This is a genomic window from Acidovorax sp. GW823-FHT01C06 (assembly GCF_058798375.1).
The window spans coordinates 1125818-1148363 of the sequence record NZ_JBXAKN010000001.1; the positions used below are offsets into that span (position 1 = coordinate 1125818).

General features: G+C 69.9%; 24 protein-coding genes. 10 read left to right on the plus strand and 14 right to left on the minus strand.

What is annotated here, in order from left to right; all coding sequences use genetic code 11:
• Positions 1–52: 52 nt before the first annotated feature.
• The 4 genes from AC1RCS_RS05120 (at position 53) to AC1RCS_RS05135 (ending at position 3118) form a co-directional block, all read left to right on the plus strand.
• Positions 53–448 (plus strand): hypothetical protein, encoded by a 396-nt coding sequence (locus AC1RCS_RS05120; RefSeq protein ID WP_218295909.1) that lies wholly within the window; start codon positions 53–55, stop codon positions 446–448.
• 195 nt (positions 449–643) lie between these two features.
• Positions 644–961, plus strand: coding sequence for a BON domain-containing protein (locus tag AC1RCS_RS05125; protein WP_218295908.1), 318 nt, complete (start codon positions 644–646; stop codon positions 959–961).
• A 201-nt stretch (positions 962–1162) separates the two neighbouring features.
• Positions 1163–2278 carry a zinc-binding metallopeptidase family protein gene (locus AC1RCS_RS05130; RefSeq protein WP_492244456.1) on the plus strand — a complete coding sequence of 372 codons (1116 nt, stop codon included), beginning with the start codon at positions 1163–1165 and terminating at the stop codon, positions 2276–2278.
• Between the two features lie 93 nt (positions 2279–2371).
• Entirely contained in the window at positions 2372–3118 is a 747-nt protein-coding gene (locus AC1RCS_RS05135; RefSeq protein ID WP_492244457.1) for an alpha/beta fold hydrolase, read from the plus strand.
• A gap of 66 nt (positions 3119–3184) precedes the next feature.
• Here AC1RCS_RS05135 and panC read toward each other — a convergent pair whose 3' ends face one another.
• On the minus strand, positions 3185–4030 hold the full coding sequence (panC, locus tag AC1RCS_RS05140) for a pantoate--beta-alanine ligase (protein WP_492244458.1): 846 nt from the start codon (positions 4028–4030) through the stop codon (positions 3185–3187).
• A gap of 38 nt (positions 4031–4068) precedes the next feature.
• Entirely contained in the window at positions 4069–4950 is an 882-nt protein-coding gene (gene panB, locus AC1RCS_RS05145; RefSeq protein ID WP_492244459.1) for a 3-methyl-2-oxobutanoate hydroxymethyltransferase, read from the minus strand.
• A 131-nt stretch (positions 4951–5081) separates the two neighbouring features.
• Here panB and nadC point away from each other — a divergent pair, with 131 nt between their 5' ends.
• From nadC to AC1RCS_RS05160, 3 genes are all read left to right on the plus strand, one after another.
• Positions 5082–5951, plus strand: coding sequence for a carboxylating nicotinate-nucleotide diphosphorylase (gene nadC / locus AC1RCS_RS05150; protein WP_492244460.1), 870 nt, complete (start codon positions 5082–5084; stop codon positions 5949–5951).
• On the plus strand, positions 5948–7084 hold the full coding sequence (gene nadA, locus AC1RCS_RS05155; protein WP_492244461.1) for a quinolinate synthase NadA: 1137 nt from the start codon (positions 5948–5950) through the stop codon (positions 7082–7084). The genes nadC and nadA overlap by 4 nt, the downstream gene beginning before the upstream one ends.
• Before the next feature lie 77 nt (positions 7085–7161).
• Positions 7162–8985, plus strand: coding sequence for a chorismate-binding protein (locus AC1RCS_RS05160; protein WP_492244462.1), 1824 nt, complete (start codon positions 7162–7164; stop codon positions 8983–8985).
• Between the two features lie 59 nt (positions 8986–9044).
• On the opposite strand, the gene AC1RCS_RS05165 is transcribed toward AC1RCS_RS05160, so the two are convergent.
• On the minus strand, positions 9045–9404 hold the full coding sequence (locus AC1RCS_RS05165) for a 5-carboxymethyl-2-hydroxymuconate Delta-isomerase (protein ID WP_218295901.1): 360 nt from the start codon (positions 9402–9404) through the stop codon (positions 9045–9047).
• A gap of 434 nt (positions 9405–9838) precedes the next feature.
• Between AC1RCS_RS05165 and AC1RCS_RS05170 the strand changes: the two genes are divergently transcribed.
• Positions 9839–10594, plus strand: a complete 756-nt coding sequence (locus AC1RCS_RS05170; protein WP_492244463.1) for a carbonic anhydrase — start codon at positions 9839–9841, stop codon at positions 10592–10594.
• A gap of 59 nt (positions 10595–10653) precedes the next feature.
• On the opposite strand, the gene bioF is transcribed toward AC1RCS_RS05170, so the two are convergent.
• From bioF to AC1RCS_RS05215, 9 genes are all read right to left on the minus strand, one after another.
• A complete protein-coding gene (gene bioF, locus AC1RCS_RS05175) occupies positions 10654–11940 on the minus strand; it encodes an 8-amino-7-oxononanoate synthase (protein WP_492244464.1) in 1287 nt (428 codons plus the stop codon).
• Positions 11937–12608: a dethiobiotin synthase gene (gene bioD, locus AC1RCS_RS05180; protein ID WP_218295899.1), complete on the minus strand. Its 672-nt coding sequence runs from the start codon at positions 12606–12608 to the stop codon at positions 11937–11939. Before bioD ends, bioF begins: the two co-directional genes overlap by 4 nt.
• Positions 12605–13933, minus strand: coding sequence for an adenosylmethionine--8-amino-7-oxononanoate transaminase (bioA, locus tag AC1RCS_RS05185; protein WP_218296304.1), 1329 nt, complete (start codon positions 13931–13933; stop codon positions 12605–12607). Before bioA ends, bioD begins: the two co-directional genes overlap by 4 nt.
• Before the next feature lie 5 nt (positions 13934–13938).
• A complete protein-coding gene (panD, locus tag AC1RCS_RS05190; RefSeq protein WP_218295898.1) occupies positions 13939–14319 on the minus strand; it encodes an aspartate 1-decarboxylase in 381 nt (126 codons plus the stop codon).
• Positions 14320–14383: 64 nt separating this feature from the next.
• On the minus strand, positions 14384–14758 hold the full coding sequence (locus tag AC1RCS_RS05195) for a 6-carboxytetrahydropterin synthase (protein ID WP_492244465.1): 375 nt from the start codon (positions 14756–14758) through the stop codon (positions 14384–14386).
• 26 nt (positions 14759–14784) lie between these two features.
• Entirely contained in the window at positions 14785–15420 is a 636-nt protein-coding gene (queE, locus tag AC1RCS_RS05200; protein WP_218295896.1) for a 7-carboxy-7-deazaguanine synthase, read from the minus strand.
• Positions 15417–17006 (minus strand): L-aspartate oxidase, encoded by a 1590-nt coding sequence (nadB, locus tag AC1RCS_RS05205; protein ID WP_492244466.1) that lies wholly within the window; start codon positions 17004–17006, stop codon positions 15417–15419. Before nadB ends, queE begins: the two co-directional genes overlap by 4 nt.
• 136 nt (positions 17007–17142) lie before the next feature.
• Positions 17143–18009, minus strand: a complete 867-nt coding sequence (locus AC1RCS_RS05210) for a segregation and condensation protein A (RefSeq protein ID WP_218295894.1) — start codon at positions 18007–18009, stop codon at positions 17143–17145.
• Positions 18010–18086: 77 nt separating this feature from the next.
• On the minus strand, positions 18087–18293 hold the full coding sequence (locus AC1RCS_RS05215) for a DUF3460 family protein (protein ID WP_218295893.1): 207 nt from the start codon (positions 18291–18293) through the stop codon (positions 18087–18089).
• A 43-nt stretch (positions 18294–18336) separates the two neighbouring features.
• Here AC1RCS_RS05215 and AC1RCS_RS05220 point away from each other — a divergent pair, with 43 nt between their 5' ends.
• Positions 18337–18849, plus strand: a complete 513-nt coding sequence (locus AC1RCS_RS05220; protein WP_218295892.1) for an outer membrane protein assembly factor BamE — start codon at positions 18337–18339, stop codon at positions 18847–18849.
• 12 nt (positions 18850–18861) lie between these two features.
• On the opposite strand, the gene AC1RCS_RS05225 is transcribed toward AC1RCS_RS05220, so the two are convergent.
• Entirely contained in the window at positions 18862–20529 is a 1668-nt protein-coding gene (locus AC1RCS_RS05225; protein WP_492244467.1) for a SulP family inorganic anion transporter, read from the minus strand.
• Between the two features lie 406 nt (positions 20530–20935).
• Here AC1RCS_RS05225 and AC1RCS_RS05230 point away from each other — a divergent pair, with 406 nt between their 5' ends.
• Positions 20936–21589: a YitT family protein gene (locus AC1RCS_RS05230; protein ID WP_218295890.1), complete on the plus strand. Its 654-nt coding sequence runs from the start codon at positions 20936–20938 to the stop codon at positions 21587–21589.
• 9 nt (positions 21590–21598) lie between these two features.
• On the opposite strand, the gene AC1RCS_RS05235 is transcribed toward AC1RCS_RS05230, so the two are convergent.
• Positions 21599–22393: a MipA/OmpV family protein gene (locus AC1RCS_RS05235; RefSeq protein WP_492244468.1), complete on the minus strand. Its 795-nt coding sequence runs from the start codon at positions 22391–22393 to the stop codon at positions 21599–21601.
• Between the last annotated feature and the right edge of the window lie 153 nt (positions 22394–22546).

Consider the following 22546-nt stretch of genomic DNA (forward strand, 5'->3'; position numbering starts at 1 on the left):
CCGTTGCCGTGAAACCAGCCATCCCCGCATACACCATCCAAGGAGTTCCCCAATGAGTATCCAGACCGCCACCGACAAAGTTGCCAGCAGCGCCCGCCATATCGCCGACGATGTGCTGCAGAGTGCGCAAGACGCCGTACAGTCCACGCGCAATGCCGCCAACAACTCCCTGGAAAAAGCCGAAGAGGGCGTGCGCAACCTGCGCAGCCAGGCCGACCCGGTCATTGACGATCTCGCGGCCCGCGCCCAGGAACTCGCGGCACGCAGCATCGACTATTGCGCCGAAACGAGCGCGCGGGCCCGCCGCCAGATGCAGCAGGCCGCGGAGGCCACCAACAAGTACGTGGCCGAGCAGCCCGGCAAGTCGCTGGTGATCGCCGCCGCCTCGGGCGCCGCGCTGGCCACGCTGGTGCTGTGGATGTCGCGCCGCCGGCACGCCGCATACTGACCTGTCAGCCCGGCTTGCAGGTCGGCCGTTGAAGGGTGACACTTTGTCCCCACCGCGGCCGCCCCGCCAGCATCATCCATCAGGCACCAGATATCGAACCGTACAGTCCGCCGGTCGCGGAGGGTGCAACAGACCGGCAGATTGCAATTTTCCAGCACCCGCGTTCCCAAACCATTCTTCTAGAAGGACAACACCATGAAATACGCACGTGCCCTCGCTTTTGCCGCAGTCGCCGGCATCACCATCGTCACGGCCACCGGCTGTTCGGTGGCCCGCAACCAGCAGACCATGGGCTCCTATGTCGATGATGCCGGTATCACCACCGCCGTGAAGGCCAAGATGGCGGAGGACAAATCCGTCTCCGCCACTTCCATCAGCGTGGAAACGCTGAACGGCACGGTACAGCTGTCGGGCTTTGCCAAGTCGCAGACCGAGAAGAACCAGGCCGAGGCCATCGCGCGCAACACCAAGCATGTGCGCGAAGTGCGCAACAGCATTGTCGTGCGCCCCTGATCGTTGAACGGACGGCATGAACCGGGGCAGGCGGCTCGCGCCACCTGCCGGCCGGGGCCAGGGAGCAGGTTCCAGGAATGACCTGGAACCTGCTCTTTTTCATTGGGAATCCCGATCCGGGCCCGGCGCCGCCTGCGGCGCGCGGCGAACCTGGCGGCCATGCCCCCACACGGACGCCCCACTGGGTATAAGCTCGGCACCATGCGCGTATTCAATTGCGACCATTGCGGTCACCTGGTGTTTTTTGACAGCGTGCAATGCCTGCACTGCGGCAGCACGCTGGCATTCCTGCCAGACCAGCTCGCCATGGCCGCCCTGGCGCCCGCGCCGCAGGACGGCCCGGGCCTGTGGCGTCGCATGGGCGAGCGCGGCACCGCGAACTACAGCGGGCGGCTGTACCGCATGTGCCACAACCACACGGAGTACCAGGCGTGCAACTTCGCGGTGCCCGCCAACGACTATGCCGACCTGTGTGCCTCGTGCCGCCAGACGCGCATCCTTCCCGACCTCTCGGAAGCCGCCAACCTGGGGCGCTGGAAGCAGATCGAGGCGGCCAAGCGCCAGCTGTTCTACACGCTGGCGCGCCTGGGGCTGGAACCCGTCCCCGGCCGGTACGGACCGGTCTTCGAATTCCTGGCCGACCTGCCCGGCGGTCCCGCGATCCTCACCGGCCATCTGGGCGGCACCATCACGCTCAACGTGGCCGAGGCGGACGACGACGAGCGTGCCCGCCGCCGCATCGCGCTGGGCGAGCCCTACCGCACGCTGATTGGCCACCTGCGCCATGAATCCGGCCATTTCTACTGGGACCAGCTGGTGCGCGACGGCGGCCGCATCGACGCCTTCCGCAATGTATTTGGCGACGAGCGGCAGGACTACACCGCCGCGCTGGACGCGCACTACGCCCGGGGCAACGAGCTGGGCGACTGGGCCGCGCGCCATGTGAGCGCCTATGCCGCGGCCCACCCGTGGGAGGACTGGGCCGAAACCTGGGCCCACTACCTGCACATGATCGACCTGCTGGAGACGGCGGCCAGCTACCAGGCGGGCGTGACGGTGCCCGACCCGCATGCCGCCATCCGCCACCATGTCACCGACCCCTTTGCCACGCCGCGCCCCGCGTTCCAGGACATGGTGCGCCAGTGGGTGCCGCTGACCCTCATGCTCAACAGCCTGAACCGCAGCCTGGGCCAGCACGATGCCTACCCGTTCGCGCTGTCCTCCGGCGCCATGGTCAAGCTGCGTTTCGTGCACGATCTGGTGCAGGCGCAGGCCCCCCAGGGCGGCGTGCAGGCGGTGCCGTCCGAGGCGCTGTAAGCCCCTCCGCGCAGCCGGTCCTGGCGTCCGCGCGGCCTCCCCGCCAGCGCCGCAGCCTGCACGCCCGCGTGTTTCTTGCGACACTCCGGAGCCATGAACAACACCCCCTTGCATGCCTTCGACCCTCCCCAGCTCGTTCTGATACCCGGCCTGGCCGGTGATGCCACCATGTGGCAGGCACAGCTGCCGGCCCTGCCGGCCGCGCTGCGCCCCGTGGTGGCCACGGCCCACGCGCGGCCCGACGCGCAGCGCATTGAAGACATGGCCGCGCTGGTGCTGGCCGAGCATCCTGGGGCCTTGCTGCTGTGCGGCGCCTCGATGGGCGGGATGATCGCCATGGAGGCCGCGTGCCAGGCGCCCGGGCGCGTGGCCGGCCTGGCGCTGCTGGGCACCACGGCCCGGCCGGAGACGCCCGACATGCGCGCGCTGCGCGAAGCCGCGATGGAACTGTTCGCCCAGGGCCGCTTGCGCGAGGTGATCGAGCCCAATGTGGCGTTTGCCTTTCACCCCGCCAATGCGGCACGGCCCGCGCTGGTGCAGGCCTACCTCGACTTCGTGCTGCGCGCCGGCGCGCAGCAGCTGGTGCGCCAGAACCGCGCGGTCATCCACCGGCCCGATGCCCGGCTGCACCTGCCGCGCGTGGCCTGCCCCACGCTGGTGGCATGTGGCGCCGCCGACCAGCTCACACCGCCCGAATGCTCCGAGGAGATCGCGGCGCTCATCCCTGGCGCCCACCATGCCGTGCTGGCCGAATGCGGCCACATGCTCACCATGGAGCAGCCCGAGGCCGTCAACCGCCTGCTGCTGGAATGGATCGCGCGGGGTGGCTGGGGGCATTGATTTCTCATGAAATTGGCCTCTGGCGCTTGATGGGAAAGCGCTGGTTGCTATGAATTCAGGAGCTAATCAGAACTCCAGGTTGTCGATGAGCCGCGTGCCGCCCAGGCGCGCCGCCCCCAGGGCGACAAGCATGCCCGGCCCGTCCTGCGCCGTGGGTGGCTGCAGGTCGGCGCGGCGGCGCACGGTGAGGTAGTCGGGCTGCCAGCCGCGTGCGCGCAGGGCATCGATGGCCTGTTGCTCCAGCGCCGCGCCTGCGGCTGGCGGCCGGGCAGTCCATTGCCCCGCCAGCTGCCGGAGCGCCTGCGGCAGGGCCACGGCCTCCTGGCGTTCCTCGGGGCCGAGGTAGCCGTTGCGCGAACTCAGCGCCAGCCCATCCGCCGCGCGGCAGGTCTCGCCCGCCACGATGTCGATGGGCAATGCGAACTGCCGCACCATCTGGCGGATCACCATGAGCTGCTGGTAGTCCTTCTTGCCAAACACCGCCGTGCCGCCGCTCTGGCCCAGCACGCAGGCGAACAGCTTCATCACCACCGTGCCCACGCCCACGAAGAAGCCGGGGCGGAACTGGCCTTCGAGCATGTCGGCCAATGCGGGATCGGGGTGCACCTTGAAGGTCTGGGGCTCGGGGTACAGGTCGGCCTCGCGCGGGGCGAACAGCACGTCGCAGCCCGCGGCCCGCAGCTGCGCGCAGTCGGCCTCCCAGGTGCGGGGGTAGCTGTCGAAGTCCTCGTGCGGCAGGAACTGCAGGCGGTTCACGAAGATGCTGGCCACGGTCACGTCGCCCAGGGGCCGGGCCTGGCGCACCAGGGCGATGTGCCCGTCGTGCAGGTTGCCCATGGTGGGCACGAAAGCAGGGTGGCGGCGGGCGGCGAGGGCCTGGCGCAGGTCGGCGATGGAGTGGGCGATCAGCATGGGGCGGGAGTGCGTCTGTTGAAAAATCCGGGGGGCGCTTACCAGGCGTGTACCGCGTTGTCCGGGAAACGCCCCTGCTTGACGGCCTGCACATACGCCTCCATGGCGCCGCGCACGCTGCCCGCGTCCGACATGAAGTTGTGCACGAACTTCGGCATCTTTCCGAGGTTCATGCCCAGCATGTCGTGCAACACCAGCACCTGGCCGGCCGTGCCGTTGCCCGCGCCGATGCCGATGGTGTGGCAGCGCGGCAGCTCGGCCGTGAGGGCCGCGGCCAGCGCGGCGGGCACCATCTCCAGCACCAGCATGGCGGCGCCTGCGTCCTGCAGTTCGTGTGCTTCTTGGCGCAGCGTGCGGGCGTCGTCGTCGGTCTTGCCCTGCACGCGGTAGCCGCCCAGGGCATGCACGGTCTGCGGCGTGAGGCCCAGGTGGGCGCACACCGGCACGCCGCGCTGCACCAGGAACTCCACCGTGGGCGCGGTCCAGCCCCCGCCTTCGAGCTTGACCATGTGCGCACCCGCCTGCATCAGCACGCAGGCGCTGCGCAGGGCCTGCTCGCGGCTCTCGGCATAGGTGCCATACGGCAGGTCGGCCACCAGCCAGGCCGTGCCCTGCACGCGGTGCAGGCCGCGCGCCGCGCTGGCCGTGTGGTAGGCCATGGTGTCCAGGCCCACGCCCACCGTGCTGGGCAGGCCCTGGCACACCATGCCCAGCGAGTCGCCCACCAGGATGCATTCCACCCCCGCCGCATCGGCCACGGCCGCGAAGGTGGCGTCATAGGCGGTCAGCATCGTGATCTTCTCGCCCGCCGCGCGCATCTGCGCCAGGCGCGGCAGGCTCACGGGGCGGCGCTGGGGCAGGGGCGATGCGGGCGGCAGGGTACCGTAGGGCGTGGCGGAAACGGTGCTGGTGGCAGTCATGGGGCTTGCATGGGCAAAAATTGCCGCGAGTCTATGCGACCAATAATGGGTGTACTTATTGGTTGCCGGCGCGGTGGGAAACGGGCTGCGCTGGCGCAGTGGCCTTTGGGTTCCCGGTATGCTCCCGCCCCATGACGCTTTCGAACCAACAGTCCATGGACCATGATGTGGCGGCCCTGGCCCAGGCCGATGTGGCCCGCGCCCTGGCGGAAGACGTGGGCGCAGGTGACCTGACCGCCGGCCTGATCGACCCCGCCCGCCGCGCCCGCGCGCGCATCCTGGCGCGCGAGTCCGCCGTGATCTGCGGCGCGCCCTGGGCCGAAGCCGCCTTGCGCGCGCTCGACCCCCCCATGGGGATCATCTGGCATGTGGCCGAGGGCCAGCGCTGCGCGCCCGACCAGGTGGTGCTGGAACTCACGGGCAATGCCCGCGCGCTGCTCAGCGCCGAGCGCACGGCGCTCAACTTTCTGCAGCTGCTGTCGGCCGTGGCCACCAAGACCCGCACCTATGTGGACGTGGTGGCCGGCACGCGCGCCCAGATCGTGGACACGCGCAAGACCCTCCCCGGCCTGCGCCTGGCACAGAAGTACGCCGTGCGCGTGGGCGGTGGCACCAACCACCGCATCGGCCTGCACGACGCGGTGCTCATCAAGGAAAACCACATCGCCGCCGCCGGTGGCGTGACCGCCGTGCTGAAAGCCGCGCAGGCTGTGGCCGCGCAAGCCACGTTCATCGAGATCGAAGTGGAAACGCTGGCGCAGCTGGCCGAGGCGCTGGAAGCCGGCGCCAGGATGGTGCTGCTCGACAACATGCCCCTGCCCACGCTGCGCGAGGCCGTGCGCATCAATGCCGGACGCGCGATTCTGGAAATCTCCGGCGGCGTCACGCTCGATGGCCTGCGCGCGCTGGCAGAGACTGGCGTGGACCGCATCTCCATCGGCACGCTGACCAAGGACGTGAAGGCCACCGATTTTTCGATGCGCCTGCAGGAGCTGTCATGACCACCACCACCGCCGTGCTGAACCGCATCGATGTGGAGTACGAGCAGCCGCTCGGTACCCAGGAGGGCTCCGTCTGCTCCACGAAACACGCCTGGGCCCGCGTGCCGCCCGAGCCCACTGCACCTGAGCGCGCCGCGCTCAAGGAGAGGATCCGCCGCCTGCTCAAGGAGAAGAACGCGGTCATGGTGTCGCACTACTACGTGCACCCCGACCTGCAGGACCTGGCGGAGGAAACCGGTGGCCTGGTGAGCGACTCGCTGGAGATGGCGCGCTTTGGCCGAGACCACGCCGCGCAGACGCTGGTGGTGAGTGGCGTGCGCTTCATGGGCGAGACGGCCAAGATTCTGAGCCCCGAAAAGACGGTGCTCATGCCGGACCTCGATGCGACCTGTTCGCTCGACCTGGGCTGCCCCATCGACGCATTCAGTGCGTTCTGCGATGCCCATCCCGACCGCACCGTGGTGGTCTACGCCAACACCAGCGCGGCCGTGAAGGCGCGCGCCGACTGGCTGGTTACTTCGAGCTGCGCGCTCGACATCGTGGGGGCCCTCAAGGCCGCGGGCCAGAAGATCCTGTGGGCGCCCGATCGCCACCTGGGCGCCTATATCCAGCGCGAGACCGGTGCAGACATGGTGTTCTGGAACGGCGCCTGCATCGTGCACGACGAGTTCAAGGCCTTCGAGCTGGAGGCGCTCAAGAAGGAGCACCCCCGCGCCAAGGTGCTGGTCCACCCGGAGAGCCCCGCGGACGTGATCGCCCTGGCCGATGCGGTGGGCTCCACCAGCGCCATCCTCAAGGCCGCGCGCGACATGGATGCCACCGAATTCATCGTGGCCACCGACAACGGCATGATGCACAAGCTGCGCACGCTCAACCCCGGCAAGGTGTTCATTGAGGCGCCCACCGCAGGCAACAGCGCCACCTGCAAGAGCTGCGCGCACTGCCCCTGGATGGCGATGAACGGCCTGGTCGACGTGGCGCGGGTGCTGGAGACCGGTGCCAACGCGGTCCATGTGGACCCCGCCCTGATTCCGCGCGCGCGCCAGCCGATTGACCGCATGCTGGCCTTCACCGCCGCGCTCAGGAACGGGCAGCCGGCCAGCGCCCTGGTGCCGCACCTGGGCGCTGCCTGACAGTACCACCCGCAGGGCCTGATCTGCTTTGATTTTGATAGCTGTCAGCGTATGAAATACCTGCGCTAGCGCCTGTTTTGACCATCACTTCCCGCATCGACTTCACCCAGCCGCTGGATGCACGCGCCCCGCGCCTGCGCCACGCCTTCGGCACACCCCGCGAGGTGCTCGTGGCCCACGCGCTGCCCCAGGTGCGCGGCGTGCTCGACGCCGTGCACGCCGCCGCGCGGCAGGGCCGCTGGTGCGTGGGCCATGTGCGCTACGAGGCGGCCGCCGCGTTCGATGCGGCCTTGCAGACCCACGCGGCCGACGGACCGCTGGCCTGGTTTGCCGTGCACGACGCGCCGCTGCCCTGGCCCGAAGGCGCGCAGGGCCCCGCGGCGCAGCCTCCTGCTCAGGTGGCATGGACCGGCAGCCCTGACCGCGCCTCGTTCGATGCCGCGCTGGCGCGGATCCAGCAGGCGATCGCGGCGGGCGAGCTGTACCAGGTCAACTACACCGCGCCCCTTCATGGCACGCTTCAGGGGTCGGCGCAGGCACTGTTTGCCGCGCTGTTGCGCGCCCAGCCCGGCGGGTATGCGGCGCACATCGACGCGGGGCCCGAGCAGGTGCTGTCGGTGTCGCCCGAGCTGTTCTTCGACTGGCGGGATGCCCCCGATGGTGGCGCCTTCCTGGCCCGGCCCATGAAGGGCACGGCCCCGCGCGGAGCCACCCCCGAAGAGGACGCGGCCCAGGCCGAGCACCTGCGCACGGCGCCCAAGGAGCGGGCTGAGAACGTGATGATCGTGGACCTGCTGCGCAACGACGTGTCGCGCATTGCGCTGCCGCACAGCGTGCGCGTGCCCGCGCTGTTCGCCACCCAGGCCCTGCCCACGGTGTGGCAGATGACCTCGGACGTGACGGCCCGCACGCGGCCCGGCACCACGCTGACCGATGTGTTTGCGGCGCTGTTCCCGTGCGGCTCGGTCACCGGCGCACCCAAGGTGCGCGCCATGCGGATGATCCGCGCGCTGGAGCCCGCGCCGCGCGGCGTGTACTGCGGCGCGGTGGGCGTGGTGCGCCCGGCCGGCCCGCCCGACGCGCAGGGCCGGCACGCGGTGGCCGCCACGTTCAACGTGCCCATCCGCACCGTGGTGCTGCGCAGCGGGAGCGGCGGCGACGGCGAGGAAGGCCCGGCCGTCCACGCCACCTGCGGCATTGGCAGCGGCATCACCTCGGGCGCGCTGGCCGATGCCGAGTGGAGCGAGTGGCAGCACAAGCGGGCCTTTGCCGAGCGTGCCAGCCAGCCCTTTGACCTGCTTGAAACCCTGGCGCTGGAGGCCGGCGCCTTCCGGCACCTGGCCGACCACCTGGCGCGCCTGGAGAAGACCGCCGCGCACTTTGGCGTGCCCTGGGATGCGAAAGCCGTGTCGCAATGCCTGCGGGCGCTGGCCGCCGCACACGCGGCGGGGGCCTGGCGGGCGCGCCTGCTGCTGGACGCCACCGGCACGCCCCGGGCCGAGGCCTTTGCGCTGCAGCCCACGGCCGCACCCGTGCGCCTGCAGCTGGCCACGCGCCCGCTGGCGGAGGCGCACGGCGAATTCGTGCGCCACAAGACCACGCGCCGCGCGCACTATGCGGCGTTGGCGCCCACCACGCCCGGCGTGTTCGACACGGTGCTGTGGAACGCGGCGGGCGAGATCACCGAAAGCACCTTCGGCAACATCGCCGCGCTCATCGATGGGCGGTGGGTGACGCCGCCCCTGTCCTGCGGCCTGCTGCCCGGCGTGGGCCGCGCCGTGGCATTGCGCGAGGGGCGCGTGGTGGAGGCCGTGCTGAGCGTGTCTGACGTGCCCCGGGTGCAGGCCTGGGCCTTCCTCAACAGCCTGCGGGGCTGGCTGCCGGCCACGCTCGAAGGCTGATCGGCGCCGGCGCCCCGCGTGGTGATGGGGGCCGGGCTGGCGGAGGATTCAGCGCCGGTTCAAAGCCGCTCTTTGGCGTAGGAGCCCCGGTCCATGTCCACCACTTCCACGCTCAGCTGCACCATCACGCCCTGGGGGCGGGGTGTGCGTTCACGCAGCACGGCGGCGATGCGCCCGGAGAGTTCTTTCTTGGCCTCGGGCGTGCGGCCCGAGAGCAGACGCAGCTGCGCGTGCACGAACGCGCGCTGTGCCGGTGCGGTGCCGATCTCGAAGCTGTCGGCCACGATGAATCGGGTCTTCAGATCGGCCTCGTCCTGCACCTCGGGATGGGCGCACAGGGTGGCGTTGAGCGCAGCCAGGGTGTCCGCCTCGGGATAGTGGGGCAGGTTGCTGGAGTATTCGACGGTGAGATGGGGCATGGGATTCGTGATTCCGTTCTGGGCGGGGCACGCACTGTGCGCGCCGCGCCAGTTTAAGGGCGCGGGTTCACCGCCGGGCGCGCGGGGGCTTGCGCCGGTCAGGTTCCCAGGCCGGCCCCGGCCCGGGGGCGACGTTCCAGCCCTCGCGGGCGTCCGCGTGCGCTTGAAGGCCCGTGGCGAATGCGGGGCGGCCGCTCCTTGTTGACACGGCACCAGGGCCATGCGCGATTTGTGTTGCCGCGGAGCGGCCCGCCTGCTCAGAATCCGGGCGGCCCCGCGCTCACTGTGCGGGGCCCGCGCCGTGTGCCGGTTCGCAGGTTCCTGCCGTGCCGCCAGGAACATTGCCAGGGTGCTGCAACCCGTGGCGAACCGTGGCGCATGCGGCGGACGTGCAGGTGGGCAGCGGCTTTTCCTCAACCGTGTTCAGTAAAACCATGACATACCAAAAAATGATCCGACACACCGCTCTCGCCGTCCTGGCGCTGTGCGCCGCCACCGGGGCTGGCGCGCAATCGCCACCGCACTGGGAGTACAAGGGCAAGCACGGCGCCACGCACTGGGGCGCGCTGGAGGCGGGCTTTGGAGCCTGCGCGCGGGGTGCGGCGCAAAGCCCCGTGGACATCCGCAAGACCGTGAAGGAGGCGCTGCCGGCGCTCGAGTTCCAATACACGCCCGGGGCGCCCACGCTGGTCAACAACGGCCACACGGTGCAGGTCAACATGCCCGCCGGCAGCAGGCTCGTGGTCAACGGCAGGGCCATGGAGCTGCTGCAGTTCCACTTCCACACCCCCAGCGAGGAAGCCATTGGCGGCAAGCGCGCGGCCATGGTGGCGCACTTCGTGCACAAGGGCGAGGACGGCGGGCTGGGCGTGGTGGCCGCGCTGATACAGCCCGGCAAGACCAATGCCGCGTGGGCTCCCATCTTTGCGCACCTGCCGCGCACCGGCGAGCAGGTGACGGTGCAGGGGCTCACCCTGGACGCCAGCGCCCTGTTGCCCGCCAGGAAAGGCTACTACAGCTTTGACGGCTCGCTGACCACGCCGCCGTGTTCCGAAGGCGTGCAGTGGATGGTGCTCAAGGAGCCCGTGAAGCTCGGCGCCCAGCAGATCAAGGCGTTTCGCCAGCTGTACAACGCCAACGCGCGGCCGTTGCAGCCGCTCAACGGGCGCGTGGTCAGGGAAAGCGCCTGACGGCCACCCCGGGGGACGGCGCTCCAGGGGGGCGCGGGGAGCACCGGCGGCGCCTGCCTTCAGCTGTTGACGGCCGCGCGCGCGCCGCTGGTGCCAGTGGCTGGCGGCTGCCGGGCGGCCACGTGGCGGGCCGCCGGGACCGCGTGGGCCGCATGCGCGGCCAGGGCGGCCAGCAACCGGTCCACATCGTGGGCCGTGTGGGCGGCCGACAGCGCAATGCGCAGCCGGGCCGTGCCCGCGGGCACGGTGGGCGGGCGGATGGCGGGCACCCACAGGCCCTCGCGGCGCAGGCTTTCCATCGCGGCCAGGGCGGCTTCGTTGCTGCCGATCACGAGTGCCTGCACCGCCGTGTGGGATGGCAGCAGTTGCCAGCCCAGTCCCGGGGGCAGCGTGGCCAGGCCTTCGCGCAGTTGCGCAATGCGCTGGCGCAGCCCCTCCCGCAGCTCGTCGGCGGCCGCCATCAGCTCCAGGCTCTTGCGCAAGGCGCTCGCCAGCAGGGGCGGCGCGGCGGTGGCGAAGATGTAGGTGCGCGTCTTCTGCAGCAGCCATTCGATGAGTGCCGCGTCGCCAGCCACGAAGGCGCCGGCGACGCCCGCCGCCTTGCCCAGCGTGGCCATGTAGAGCACGCGGCGCGACGCGGCGGCACCCGCCAGCCCCGCGTGCGCCAGGCTGCCGCGCCCCTGCGGCCCGAGCACGCCAAAGCCATGGGCGTCGTCCAGCAGCAGCAGGGCGTCGTAGCGCTCGCACAGCGCCAGCAGCGCCGGGATGTCGATCAGGTCGCCATCCATGCTGAAGACGGCATCGCTGACCACCAGCTTGCGCCGCGCGGGGCTGGCGGCCAGCGCGGCTTGCAGTGCCGCCAGGTCGGCATGCGGGTAGCGGTGGATGGTGGCGCGTGACAGCCGCGCGCCATCGATCAGGCAGGCATGGTTGAGCGCATCGGAAAACAGTGCGTCGCCCGCGCCCACCAGGGCGGGGATGATGCCGGTATTGGTGGCATAGCCCGCGTAGAAGTACAGCGCCCGGGGCAATTGCACGAAGGCGGCCAGTTCCTGCTCCAGCGCCGCGTTGGCGGCGCTGTGCCCGCTGACCAGGGGCGAGCCGCCCGAGCCCACGCCAAAGGTGTGCGTGGCCTCGCGCGCGGCCTCGGCCAGCGCGGGGTGGCCGGCCAGGCCCAGGTAGTCGTTGCTGCAGAAGGCCAGCATGGATTGCCCGTCCACCAGCAGGTGGGCACCCCCTGCGGGCTGCACCACGCGGCGGCGGCGCAGCAGGTGGGCGCGCTCGAGGTCGGCGATTTGCCCTGGGATCTCGTCCAGCCAGGACGCGCAGGAGGTCGGCGCGGTCATAGCCACTCCCCGGGAAGCTCGAACACCAGGCCGCGCGCGTCGGGCAGTTCCTGGTAGGGCACCTCGGCCAGCAGCGGCGCGCCCAGGCGGTCCCGCAGGTAGGCGATGTTCTCTTCGGCCGCGTCCATGCCAGGGTCCACGCGGTTGGCCACCCAGCCGGCCAGCGCGAGGCCGCGCGCGCGGATCGCCTCGGCCGTGAGCAGCGCGTGGTTCAGGCAGCCCAGCCGCAGGCCCACCACCAGCACCACGGGCAGGGCCAGGGCCTGGGCCAGGTCGGCGCCGGTCTCGGTGTCCGACAGCGGCACGTGGAAGCCGCCCGCGCCTTCGACCACCACCGCATCGGCCTGGGCCGCCAGGGCCTGGTAGCTGCGCACGATGGCCGCGATGTCGATCCGCACCCCGGCGCGCGCGGCGGCGATGTGGGGCGAGAGCGGATCGAGCAGCAGCACGGGGTTGTCCAGCTCGGGCGCCACGGCCAGCGTGGAGGCCGAACGCAGCGCGATCGCGTCCTCGCTGGCCCAGTCCTCGCCCCAGGGCACCACGCCCGCGGCCACCGGCTTCATGCCGACCACGCGGCGGTGGTGTGGCGCCAGGGCGTGCAGCAGGCCGGTGGACACCAGCGTCTTGCCGACGCCCGTGTCGGTGCCGGTGACAAAACAACCAATCATGGGGTCTCCTCCTGCAGGGTGGCGTTCAGTGCGCCCAGCGCGCCCTCGGCGAGGCGCTGCACGGCCTCTTCGTCGAGCACATAGGGTGGCATCGCGTACAGCGTGTGGCCGATGGGGCGCAGCACCAGCCCCCGCGCCATGGCGTGCTGGTGGTAGCGGCGTGCGAAGTCGGGCAGCGTGGTGTCGATGTCCCAGGCCCAGATCATTCCCAGGCGCCGCGCGTGGCGCACGCTCGGATGGCGGGTGAGCGGCATGCAGGCCGCGTCGATGCGCAGGGCCAGGGCCGCGTTGGCGTTGAGGGTGTCGAGCTGGCCGAACAGCTCCAGCGTGGCCAGCGCCGCGCGGCAGGCCAGCGGGTTGCCGGTGTACGAATGCGAGTGCAGAAAGCCGCGCGCCACATCGTCGTCGTAGAACGCGGCATACACCGCGTCGGTGGTGAGCACGGCCGACAGCGGCAGCGTGCCGCCCGTGAGGCCCTTGGACAGGCAGATGAAGTCCGGCCGGATGCCCGCCTGCTGGTGGGCGAACATCGTGCCCGTGCGGCCAAAGCCCACGGCGATCTCGTCCACCACCAGGTGCACCTCGTAGCGGTCGCACAGCGCGCGCGCCAGGCGCAGGTACTCGGGGCTGTGCATGGCCATGCCGGCGGCGCACTGCACCAGCGGTTCGACGATGAGCGCGGCGGTGCTCGCGTGGTGCTCGGCCAGCCAGGCATCGAGCGCCTGGGCACTGCGACGCGCCACGTCCTCGGCGCTTTCGCCGGGCGCCGCGCCGCGCGCATCGGGGCTGGGCACGGTGGCGGCCAGGCGCACCAGCGGCGCGTAGGCCTCGCGGAAGATCGCGATGTCGGTCACGGCCAGCGCGCCCACGGTCTCGCCGTGGTAGCCACCGGCCAGACCCACAAAGCGGCTCTTGGCGGGGCGACCCGTGTTGCGCCAGTAGTGCGCGCTCATCTTCAGGGCGATCTCGGTGGCCGCCGCGCCGTCGCTGCCGTAGAACGCATGGCCCAGGCCCGTGAGCGCGGAGAGGCTTTCCGACAGCTCCACCACCGGCGCATGCGTGAAGCCGGCGAGCATCACGTGGTCGAGCCGCTCCAGCTGGTCGGCGAGGGCTGCCTTGATGTGCGGGTGGCTGTGGCCAAAGAGGTTGACCCACCAGGAGCTGATGCCGTCGAGGTAGCGCCGGCCTTGCGTGTCGTAGAGCCAAGGCCCCTGTGCGCGCGCGATGGCCACGGGCGGCTGGGCCTCGTGCCGCTTCATCTGCGTGCAGGGGTGCCAGACGCTGGCGAGGCTGCGGGCCACCAGGCCGGCGTGCAGGGGCTGCATGTTCATCACAGGGCCTGTGTGGGCACGGCGTGGCGCAGTCCGGTCTGGCGGTTGTGTTCGTCCACGAACACCAGTTGCGGCTGGTGCGTGGGCACCTGGTCCTCATGCACCTGGGCGAAGGCCGCGATGATGATGAGGTCGCCCACGGCGGCGCGGCGCGCGGCCGAGCCGTTCACCGAGATCATGCCGCTGCCGCGCTGGCCCTTGATGGCGTAGGTGATGAAACGCTCGCCGTTGTTGATGTTCCAGACGTGGATCTGCTCGTTCTCGGCGATGTTGGCTGCTTCCAGCAGGTTTTCGTCGATGGCGCAGGAGCCTTCGTAGTGCAGCTCGCACTGGGTCACGGCGACGCGGTGGATCTTGGATTTGAGCAAGGTACGGAACATCGGGCTTCCTTGGGTGAAGTCGGTGGCGGCGCGGGCGGGGTCTGCCGGCGGGGCAGGTGGTGTGTCAGCGCGCGGGCAGGTCGAGCAAGCAGCTGTCGCCCAGCGCGTCGCGCCACACGCGCACGCGGCTCACGCGCGGCTGCAGTTCGGCGGGCAGCGCCTGGGCGATGAAGACGCACAGGTTCTCGAGCGTGGGCGTGCCCAGGCCCGGCACGTCGTCCAGCATGTGGTGGTCGAGCTGCCCGCGCACCACCTCCAGGCCCCGGCGCAGCAGGCCCAGGTCCAGCACCATGCCAGTGGCGGGGTCCAGTGGTCCACTGAGCGACACCTCGGCGTGGTAGGTGTGGCCGTGCACGCGGCGGCTGCCTTCGGCCTCGATCTCACGGCGCAGGGTGTGGGCGGCGTCGAAGAAAAACCGCTGGGAGATGGTGAACAACATAGACAACGACAACAAAGAAGGTCCGCTTACCGGATGCCGGTGAGCTTGTGGGTCTGCAGGCTCAGGCGCCACGCGGGGTGCGCCAGGCAGGCGTCGATGCAGGCGGCGGTGTTCTGGCGCTGCAGCAGGCCGTCCATGGGCTGCAGGAAGCGGTGGGTGAACTGGGTGTCCTGCTCCAGCGCCCGCAGGTCGAACCCGGGCTGGGGCCACACGAGTTTCAGCTCCTGTCCGCTGCGCTGGACCCACGGTGCACCGGCCTTGGGGCTGATGCACAGCCAGTCGATGCCCTCGGGCGCTTTCACGGTGCCGTTGCTCTCCACGGCGATGCGGAACTGCTGGGCGTGCAGTGCGTCGATGAGTTCAGCGTCCACCTGCAGCAGGGGCTCGCCACCGGTCAGCACCACCAGCCGGTGGCCTGCGCCGGCAGGCCACTGCGCGGCGATGGTGTCGGCCAGCAGCGTGGCGGTGTCGAACTTGCCGCCCAAAGTGCCGTCGGTGCCCACGAAGTCGGTGTCGCAGAACTGGCAGATGGCCTGCGCGCGGTCCTGCTCGCGGCCCGTCCAGAGGTTGCAGCCCGCAAAGCGGCAGAACACGGCAGGCGTGCCTGCCTGGCCGCCTTCACCTTGCAGGGTGTAGAAAATTTCCTTGACGCTGTAGGTCATCGGGGCACCGGGGGGACGAGGATGGTAGGGGCGGCTGGGGCTGCGATCTCAGGGTAGTCGCGGCTGAAATGCAGGCCCCGGCTTTCGCGGCGCAGCTGGGCGCTTTTCACGATCAGGTCGGCCACCTGCACCAGGTTGCGCAGCTCCAGCAGGTCGCGCGTGATGTGGAAGTGCGCGTAGAACTCCTGGATCTCGCCCTGCAGCATGGCGATGCGGTGCGCGGCGCGCTCCAGGCGCTTGTTGGTGCGCACGATGCCCACGTAGTCCCACATGAAGCGGCGCAGCTCGTCCCAGTTGTGGGAGATGACGACGGACTCGTCGGCGTCGGTCACGCGGCTGTCGTCCCAGGCGGGCACGGCGGGCAGATCGGCGGTGGGGGCCGTGGCAATGGCCTGGGCGGCAGCTCGTGCGAACACCATGCATTCGAGCAGCGAGTTGCTGGCCAGCCGGTTGGCGCCGTGCAGGCCGGTGCAGGCCACCTCGCCCACGGCGTACAGGCCGGGCAGGTCGGTGCGGCCGGCCAGGTCGGTCAGCACTCCGCCGCAAGTGAAGTGGGCCGTGGGCACCACGGGGATGGGCTCTTTGGTGATGTCGATGCCCAGCGCGGCGCAGTGGGCCAGGATGTTCGGAAAGTGTTCCTGCAAGAACGCGGGGCTCTGGTGCGAGATGTCCAGGTGCACGCAATCGAGGCCGTGTTTCTTCATCTCGAAGTCGATGGCGCGGGCCACCACGTCGCGTGGGGCCAGTTCGGCGCGCGGGTCATGGTCCAGCATGAAGCGCGTGCCGCCCGCCGAGGGGGGTAGCAGCAGCCTGCCGCCTTCGCCGCGCACCGCCTCGCTGATGAGGAAGGACTTTTCGTGCGGGTGGTACAGCCCCGTGGGGTGGAACTGGATGAACTCCATGTTCGCCACGCGGCAGCCCGCGCGCCACGCGGCGGCGATGCCGTCGCCCGTGGCGGTGTCGGGGTTGGTGGTGTACAGGTACACCTTGCCCGCGCCGCCCGTGGCCAGGATGGTCTGCGGCGCGCGGAAGGTCACCACCTCATCGGTGTCGCTGTCCAGCGCATACAGGCCGAGGCACCGGTGGCCCGGCAGGCCCAGCTTGCGCGTGGTGATCAGGTCCACCAGCGTGTGCTGCTCGAACAGCGTGATGCCGGGCGTGGCGCGCACCACGTCGATCAGCGTGCGCTGCACGGCCGCGCCGGTGGCGTCGGTCACATGGGCAATGCGGCGCGCGCTGTGGCCGCCTTCGCGCGTGAGGTGCAGCTGGTCGCCTTCGAGCGTGAAGGGAACGCCCAGCTGGCGCAGCCAGGCGATCGATGCGGGTGCGTTTTCCACCACGAAGCGCGTGGTGGCCAGGTCGCACAGGCCTGCGCCGGCCACCAGCGTGTCTTCGATGTGGGCGGCAAAACTGTCGTCATCGGCCAGCACGGCGGCAATGCCACCCTGGGCCCAGCCGCTCGATCCATCCTGCAGCGTGCGCTTGGTGATCACGGCCACGCGGTGCGTGGGGGCCAGGTGCAGCGCGGCCGAGAGGCCTGCGAGGCCGCTGCCTACGATGAGAACGTCGAAGTCGTGGGATGCCATGGAAGGTGTCAGTTGCCGTTGAAGTGGGCGCGGCTCCCGGCCGGGGCCACCGTGGAGCCGGCTTTGCCAGGCCACCGGTGGCGTCCCCCTCCCGCGCAGCGAGAGAGGGGGAAGCGGCGCAGCCGCTCAGGGGGTGTCATGCCGGTACATAGGCGAGGCGCACGTAGATGGGTGCGAAGGCCTCGGCCTGCGTGATCTCGATCAGCGTCTCCTTGGCCAGCTCCAGCAGCGCGATGAAGGTCACGACCAGCACGGTGCTGCCTTTTTCGGGCTCGAAGAGTTCTTCAAACTCCACGAAGCGGCGGCCCTGCAGCGTCTTGAGCACCATGCTCATGTATTCGCGCACGCTCAGCTCTTCGCGCGTGATCCTGTGGTGCTGCACGAGCTTGGCGCGTTTCAGGATGTCGCGCCAGGCGTCCTGCAACTCCACCACGTGCACATCGGGAAAGCGCGGCTGCAGGCTTTGTTCGATGTAGACCTGCGCCTTGAGGAAGTCGCGCCCGTACTGCGGCAACTGCCCCAGGCGGGCGGCGGCCATCTTCATCTGTTCGTATTCGAGCAGGCGGCGCACCAGCTCGGCGCGCGGGTCTTCGGGCTCCTCGCCCTCGGCCTGCTTCTTGGGCGGCAGCAGCATGCGCGACTTGATTTCGATCAGCATCGCCGCCATCAGCAAATACTCGGCCGCCAGCTCCAGGTTGCGGCTGCGGATCTCGTCCACATACGCCAGGTACTGCTTGGTGACCCCCACCATGGGGATGTCGAGGATGTTGAAGTTCTGCTTGCGGATCAGGTACAGCAGCAGATCGAGCGGGCCTTCGAAGGCTTCAAGGAAGACTTCGAGCGCATCGGGCGGGATGTACAGGTCCGTGGGCAGGGCGAACAGCGGCTCGCCATACAGGCGCGCCAGCGCGACCTGATCGACCACGTCGGGCATGCCGCCCGCGTTCAGCGCGGCCGTGCCCGCCGGATCATCGGACGCCTCGGGCACGCGCGCGGTGGTCATGGATATTTGCTATTGAAAATATAGCTATCAGCGCTTATTGATCAAGCGCTGGGGGCCAATTTGATGCCCGGGTCGGCTCAGTCGGCGTTCGTCTGGTAGACGTAGGGCTTTTGCTCGACCTGGGCTTCGCGGTACTCCCCCCAGATCTTGCGGTCCACCTGCTTGTCCCACAGCAGCGCGCGGCCGGCCAGCTGCTGGCTTTCCAGCTCGGGCTTGCTGGCCTTGAGCTGGTTGATGAACTGGGTGGCATCGGATTGGTAATCGGGGCGGCGGAAAATGGACATGGACTGTTAACCTCTTTGCCGTGGATTTTACCGGGACCGACTCATGCCCTTGATATATCGCGCCGCCGCCCTGGCGGCCGCCACTTTTTCGTTGCTGGCGCTTGCCGCCTGCGACCCGCAACGCATCAGCGAACTCAAGGAGGGCGTCTCCACCGAGGCCGACGTGCGCGACCGCTTCGGCGTCCCCGAGAACGTGTGGGACGAGCCCGGCGGCGCGCGCACGTTCGAATACAACCGCCAGCCCGCCGGCCAGGTCAACTACATGATCACCATCGGCGCCGACGGCCGCATGACGGCGCTGCGCCAGGTGCTCACCCCCGAGAACTTCGCGCGCGTGGTGCCCGGCATGCGCATGGACGAGGTGCGCCGCCTGCTGGGCAAGCCCGCCAAGGTCACGCCCTACGAACTGAAGCGGGAAACCCATGCCGACTGGCGCTACCTGGAGGCACCCAACCAGGCCAAGGTGTTCACCGTGGTCCATGGGCCCGACCAGTTCGTGCTGCGCACCCAGACGGGGGCCGACCTGGAGGCGCCGGAGTTCAAGGGCGGCAAGTAGCCGCGCGGCGGGTCACACCGGCAGGTCCTCCAGCCCCTGCGCCGCCAGCCGGGCGGCAAAGCCCGAGCGCTCGATCAGCGAGCGCGGCTGCTCGTGCAGGTGCACCAGGCGCAGCCGCCCGCCGCGCGCGGCCACGGCCTTGAGGATCTGCGCCAGCGCGTCCAGCCCCGTGGTGTCCAGCGCCACCAGCTCGCTGGCGTCCAGCACCACGTCCATGCCGGGCGGGCCGGTCTCCACGGCCTGGAGGATGGGGTCGATCTTGGCGGCGGCGCCGAAGAACAGCGCGCCATGCAGGCGCCAGGTGGCCACTGGCCGCCCCTGGGGAAAACTGCCTTCGGCCTCCGGCTGGCGCACCACGCGAAAGAGCCCGCTCATGCGCCGCACGAACAGCGCGCAGGCCATGAAGAGGCCCACCTCCACCGCCACCGTGAGGTCGAACACCACGGTGAGGAAGAACGTGCCCAGCATCAGCAGCCGGTAGTGGTTGCTGAAGTGCTTGAGGCGCACGAACTCATGCCACTCACCCATGTTCCAGGCCACGTACAACAGGATGCCCGCCAGCACCGCCAGCGGAATGTGCAGCGCCAGCGGGGCGGCCACCAGCACGATCACTAGCAGCGTGAGCGCATGCACCATGCCCGCCACGGGCGAGGTGGCGCCCGCGCGGATGTTGGTGACGGTGCGCGCAATGGTGCCGGTGGCGGGCATGCCGCCGAAGAACGGCACCACCAGATTGGCCAGCCCCTGGGCCACCAGCTCCTGGTTGGGGTCGTGTTTCTTGTGGTGCGGGTCGGTGGCCAGCTGGTCGGCCACGCGGGCGCACAGCAGCGATTCGATGGCGCCCAGCAGCGCGATGGTGAGCGTGGGCGTGACCAGCAGGCGCACCGCGTCCCACGAAAAATCGGGCAGCGCAAACACCGGCAGCGCCTGCGGAATGCCGCCAAACCGCGAGCCGATGGTCTCCACCGGAAACTCCATCGCCCAGGCCAGCAGGCTCAGCGTGACCAGCGCCACGACGGGCGCGGGCACGCGCGCGAAGCTGCGCACGGTGTGGCGCTCCAGCACCTGCATCACGGGCGAGCCCTTCATCATCAGCCTGGGCCAGACGAACAACCCGGCCACGCAGGCCGCGCCCAGCCCGAAGGCATAGGGGTTGAGGCTGTCCGCGTGCCGCGCCAGCGCATCGATCTGCGAGAAGAAATTGCCCGGCATGCGGTCGATGGACAGCCCCAGCCAGTCCTTGACCTGCGACAGCGCGATCAGCACGGCAATGCCGTTGGTGAAGCCGATCACGATGCTCACCGGCACGAAACGCACCAGCGTGCCCAGCCTGAAGAGCCCCAGCAGCACCAGCAGCACGCCCGCGCAGGCGGTGGAGATGAGCAGGTTGGCCACGCCGTAGCGCTCGACGATGCCGTAGACGATGACGATGAATGCGCCCGCTGGTCCGCCGATCTGCACGTTGGTGCCCCCCAGGGCGGAGATCAGGAAGCCCGCGATGATCGCCGTCCACAGCCCCGCCTCGGGCTTGAGGCCGCTGGCGATCGCGAACGCCATGGCCAGCGGCAGCGCCACGATGCCCACCGTCACCCCCGCGCCCACATCGGCCAGCCAGCGGCCCTTGTCGTAGCCGCGCAGCGCATCGAGCAGGCGGGGGTGGAAGGCGAGTGAAAACTGCATGGTGGCGGGCACTTTCTTTTCGGCGGCTCTGCGGCGGCCCAGGGCCCCGGCACCGCCGGGATGCAGCCACCACCGCCATCAACGCGGGGCAGACTTCAGTGTAGTGAGCCGGGTGCGCAGCGCAATGGGGCGAAGCCGGTGCGGTCGCCAAGCACATTGCGTGCCGAATGTGCCCGTTGCCAGGGGCCGCGCGGGGGGGGCGGGTTGTGGATGGAACTTTAAAATTGATAGCAAACTATTGAACTACAACCAGCGGTAGCAGCCGGAAATTCTTCGAATTCTGCCCGCTCAGGGATGGACATCGGGCGTGGAGCCTGCGCTCCCTGGCATATTGCTTGCTGTTCTTGCACGGCCATCCCGGCCCCCGCTCCGCGCGGATTGATGTGACGCCAGCGTGATCCCCTCCATGACCGACACCCCCGCCAATGACTCCAGCGCCGCTGGCGATGCCCATGCCGACGCCTCCACCCTGCGCCATGGTGCGTTCGAGGATGTACAGGCCCTGTTCGCCGGCACGCTGTTCGTGGCCATGGCGCTCATGCTGTTCAACCAGGCGGGGCTGCTGGTGGGCGGCACGGCGGGCGCGGCGTTTCTGCTGCACTACGTCACGGGCATCTCGTTCGGCAAGCTGTTCTTCGCGGTCAACCTGCCGTTCTACTGGTTCGCCTGGACGCGCATGGGGCGCGAGTTCACGGTCAAGACCTTTGTCTGCGTCGCCCTGCTGTCGCTGCTGACCGAGCTGTTCCCCCATGTGATGCACGTGGACTACCTGAACCCGCTGTTCGCATCCTTGCTGGGCGGGCTGCTGCTGGGCACGGGCTGCCTGTTCCTGGCGCGCCACCGCTCCAGCCTGGGCGGGGCCACCGTGGTGTCGCTGTACCTGCAGGCCCGCTACGGCATGCGTGCGGGCAAGGTGCAGATGATGATCGACGGCACCGTGGTGCTGCTGGCGCTCTTCGTGGTGCCGGTGGACCGCGTGGCGTATTCGGTGCTGGCCGTGCTGGTGATGAGCGGGTTCCTGTGGATCAGCCACCGGCCGGGGCGGTATGTGGGGCATTGAAGGCGGCGCTCAGAACCGGTAAAGCCAGCCCGCCGTCACCGCCGGCTGGCTCGATCTGTTGACCAGCGGGCTGTTCTTGATCGCGCTGGCCAGCCGCGTGCTGCTTACGTCCACGAACATCCACTGCCGCGGCGCCAGCGCGTAGCCCACGCGCAGGCCGGCCTGCAGGTTCACGGCGGAGCTGCCTTCATGGGCCGGGCGGCCTGCGCGGGCCTCCGCGCCTTCCACGCCGTAGTAGTAGTCCACATACTTGCGGTCCTGCCGCTGCACCGACACACGGGGGGTGATGTCCCACGCACCGAGCTGGAAGCGGCGCTCGGCCTTCAGCGTGAACTGGCGCCCCTTGCTGTGGCCGGAGGCATCGGCCAGCAGCTCGGCCGAAAGCTGCACCGGCCCCGTGTCCCAGCTGGCGGCCGCGCCCAGCCAGAGGCTGCCCTTGCGCTCCTGCATGCCGGTCAGAAAAGGCGAGTCCTTGGCCTCGTAGCCCTCGAAACCGAAGCGCGACCGCAGCCGCAGGCCCACGGGGCCGGCCGGCGGCAGCTTGACATCCACGCCTGGGCCGGCAATGTGGACCCATCGGTTTTCGTAGGTGAGCAGGGGCAGCGGCTGCGCCTTGTCGTCGAAGTCGCGGTAGGGCTTGCGGTCGGCGCTGACGGCCAGGCCCGCGCCCCAGGTGGAGGTGGGGGCATCCTGCTGCGCCCAGGCGGCGGCGGGCGCCAGCGCCGCCAGGGTGGCCGCGATGACCGCCGCGCGGCCCGGCAGGGTGTGGTGGGTGGGGGAGGGCAGGCGAAGGCAGTGCGTCATGGGTTCGGGTTCCAGAAAGAAGAAAAAAGAAAAGGGGCGGGCCAGGCCGGGCCTGCCTGCGGGCCGCACGCCGCAGGCAGGGGGCCGGTGCACTGTAGGAATGCTTTCTTAGCGCCGGGTTAGCCCTGCGCCGCCCTGGGTGGGCGCCGCGCT

Coding starts and splice junctions, on each gene's coding strand:
- AC1RCS_RS05120 (WP_218295909.1), top strand. CDS start 53: ATGAGTATCCAGACCGCCACCGACAAAGTTGCCAGCAGCGCCCGCCAT.
- AC1RCS_RS05125 (WP_218295908.1), top strand. CDS start 644: ATGAAATACGCACGTGCCCTCGCTTTTGCCGCAGTCGCCGGCATCACC.
- AC1RCS_RS05130 (WP_492244456.1), top strand. CDS start 1,163: ATGCGCGTATTCAATTGCGACCATTGCGGTCACCTGGTGTTTTTTGAC.
- AC1RCS_RS05135 (WP_492244457.1), top strand. CDS start 2,372: ATGAACAACACCCCCTTGCATGCCTTCGACCCTCCCCAGCTCGTTCTG.
- panC (WP_492244458.1), bottom strand. CDS start 4,030: ATGCTGATCGCCCACTCCATCGCCGACCTGCGCCAGGCCCTCGCCGCC.
- panB (WP_492244459.1), bottom strand. CDS start 4,950: ATGACTGCCACCAGCACCGTTTCCGCCACGCCCTACGGTACCCTGCCG.
- nadC (WP_492244460.1), top strand. CDS start 5,082: ATGACGCTTTCGAACCAACAGTCCATGGACCATGATGTGGCGGCCCTG.
- nadA (WP_492244461.1), top strand. CDS start 5,948: ATGACCACCACCACCGCCGTGCTGAACCGCATCGATGTGGAGTACGAG.
- AC1RCS_RS05165 (WP_218295901.1), bottom strand. CDS start 9,404: ATGCCCCATCTCACCGTCGAATACTCCAGCAACCTGCCCCACTATCCC.
- AC1RCS_RS05170 (WP_492244463.1), top strand. CDS start 9,839: ATGACATACCAAAAAATGATCCGACACACCGCTCTCGCCGTCCTGGCG.
- bioF (WP_492244464.1), bottom strand. CDS start 11,940: ATGACCGCGCCGACCTCCTGCGCGTCCTGGCTGGACGAGATCCCAGGG.
- bioD (WP_218295899.1), bottom strand. CDS start 12,608: ATGATTGGTTGTTTTGTCACCGGCACCGACACGGGCGTCGGCAAGACG.
- bioA (WP_218296304.1), bottom strand. CDS start 13,933: ATGCAGCCCCTGCACGCCGGCCTGGTGGCCCGCAGCCTCGCCAGCGTC.
- panD (WP_218295898.1), bottom strand. CDS start 14,319: ATGTTCCGTACCTTGCTCAAATCCAAGATCCACCGCGTCGCCGTGACC.
- AC1RCS_RS05195 (WP_492244465.1), bottom strand. CDS start 14,758: ATGTTGTTCACCATCTCCCAGCGGTTTTTCTTCGACGCCGCCCACACC.
- queE (WP_218295896.1), bottom strand. CDS start 15,420: ATGACCTACAGCGTCAAGGAAATTTTCTACACCCTGCAAGGTGAAGGC.
- nadB (WP_492244466.1), bottom strand. CDS start 17,006: ATGGCATCCCACGACTTCGACGTTCTCATCGTAGGCAGCGGCCTCGCA.
- AC1RCS_RS05210 (WP_218295894.1), bottom strand. CDS start 18,009: ATGACCACCGCGCGCGTGCCCGAGGCGTCCGATGATCCGGCGGGCACG.
- AC1RCS_RS05215 (WP_218295893.1), bottom strand. CDS start 18,293: ATGTCCATTTTCCGCCGCCCCGATTACCAATCCGATGCCACCCAGTTC.
- AC1RCS_RS05220 (WP_218295892.1), top strand. CDS start 18,337: ATGCCCTTGATATATCGCGCCGCCGCCCTGGCGGCCGCCACTTTTTCG.
- AC1RCS_RS05225 (WP_492244467.1), bottom strand. CDS start 20,529: ATGCAGTTTTCACTCGCCTTCCACCCCCGCCTGCTCGATGCGCTGCGC.
- AC1RCS_RS05230 (WP_218295890.1), top strand. CDS start 20,936: ATGACCGACACCCCCGCCAATGACTCCAGCGCCGCTGGCGATGCCCAT.
- AC1RCS_RS05235 (WP_492244468.1), bottom strand. CDS start 22,393: ATGACGCACTGCCTTCGCCTGCCCTCCCCCACCCACCACACCCTGCCG.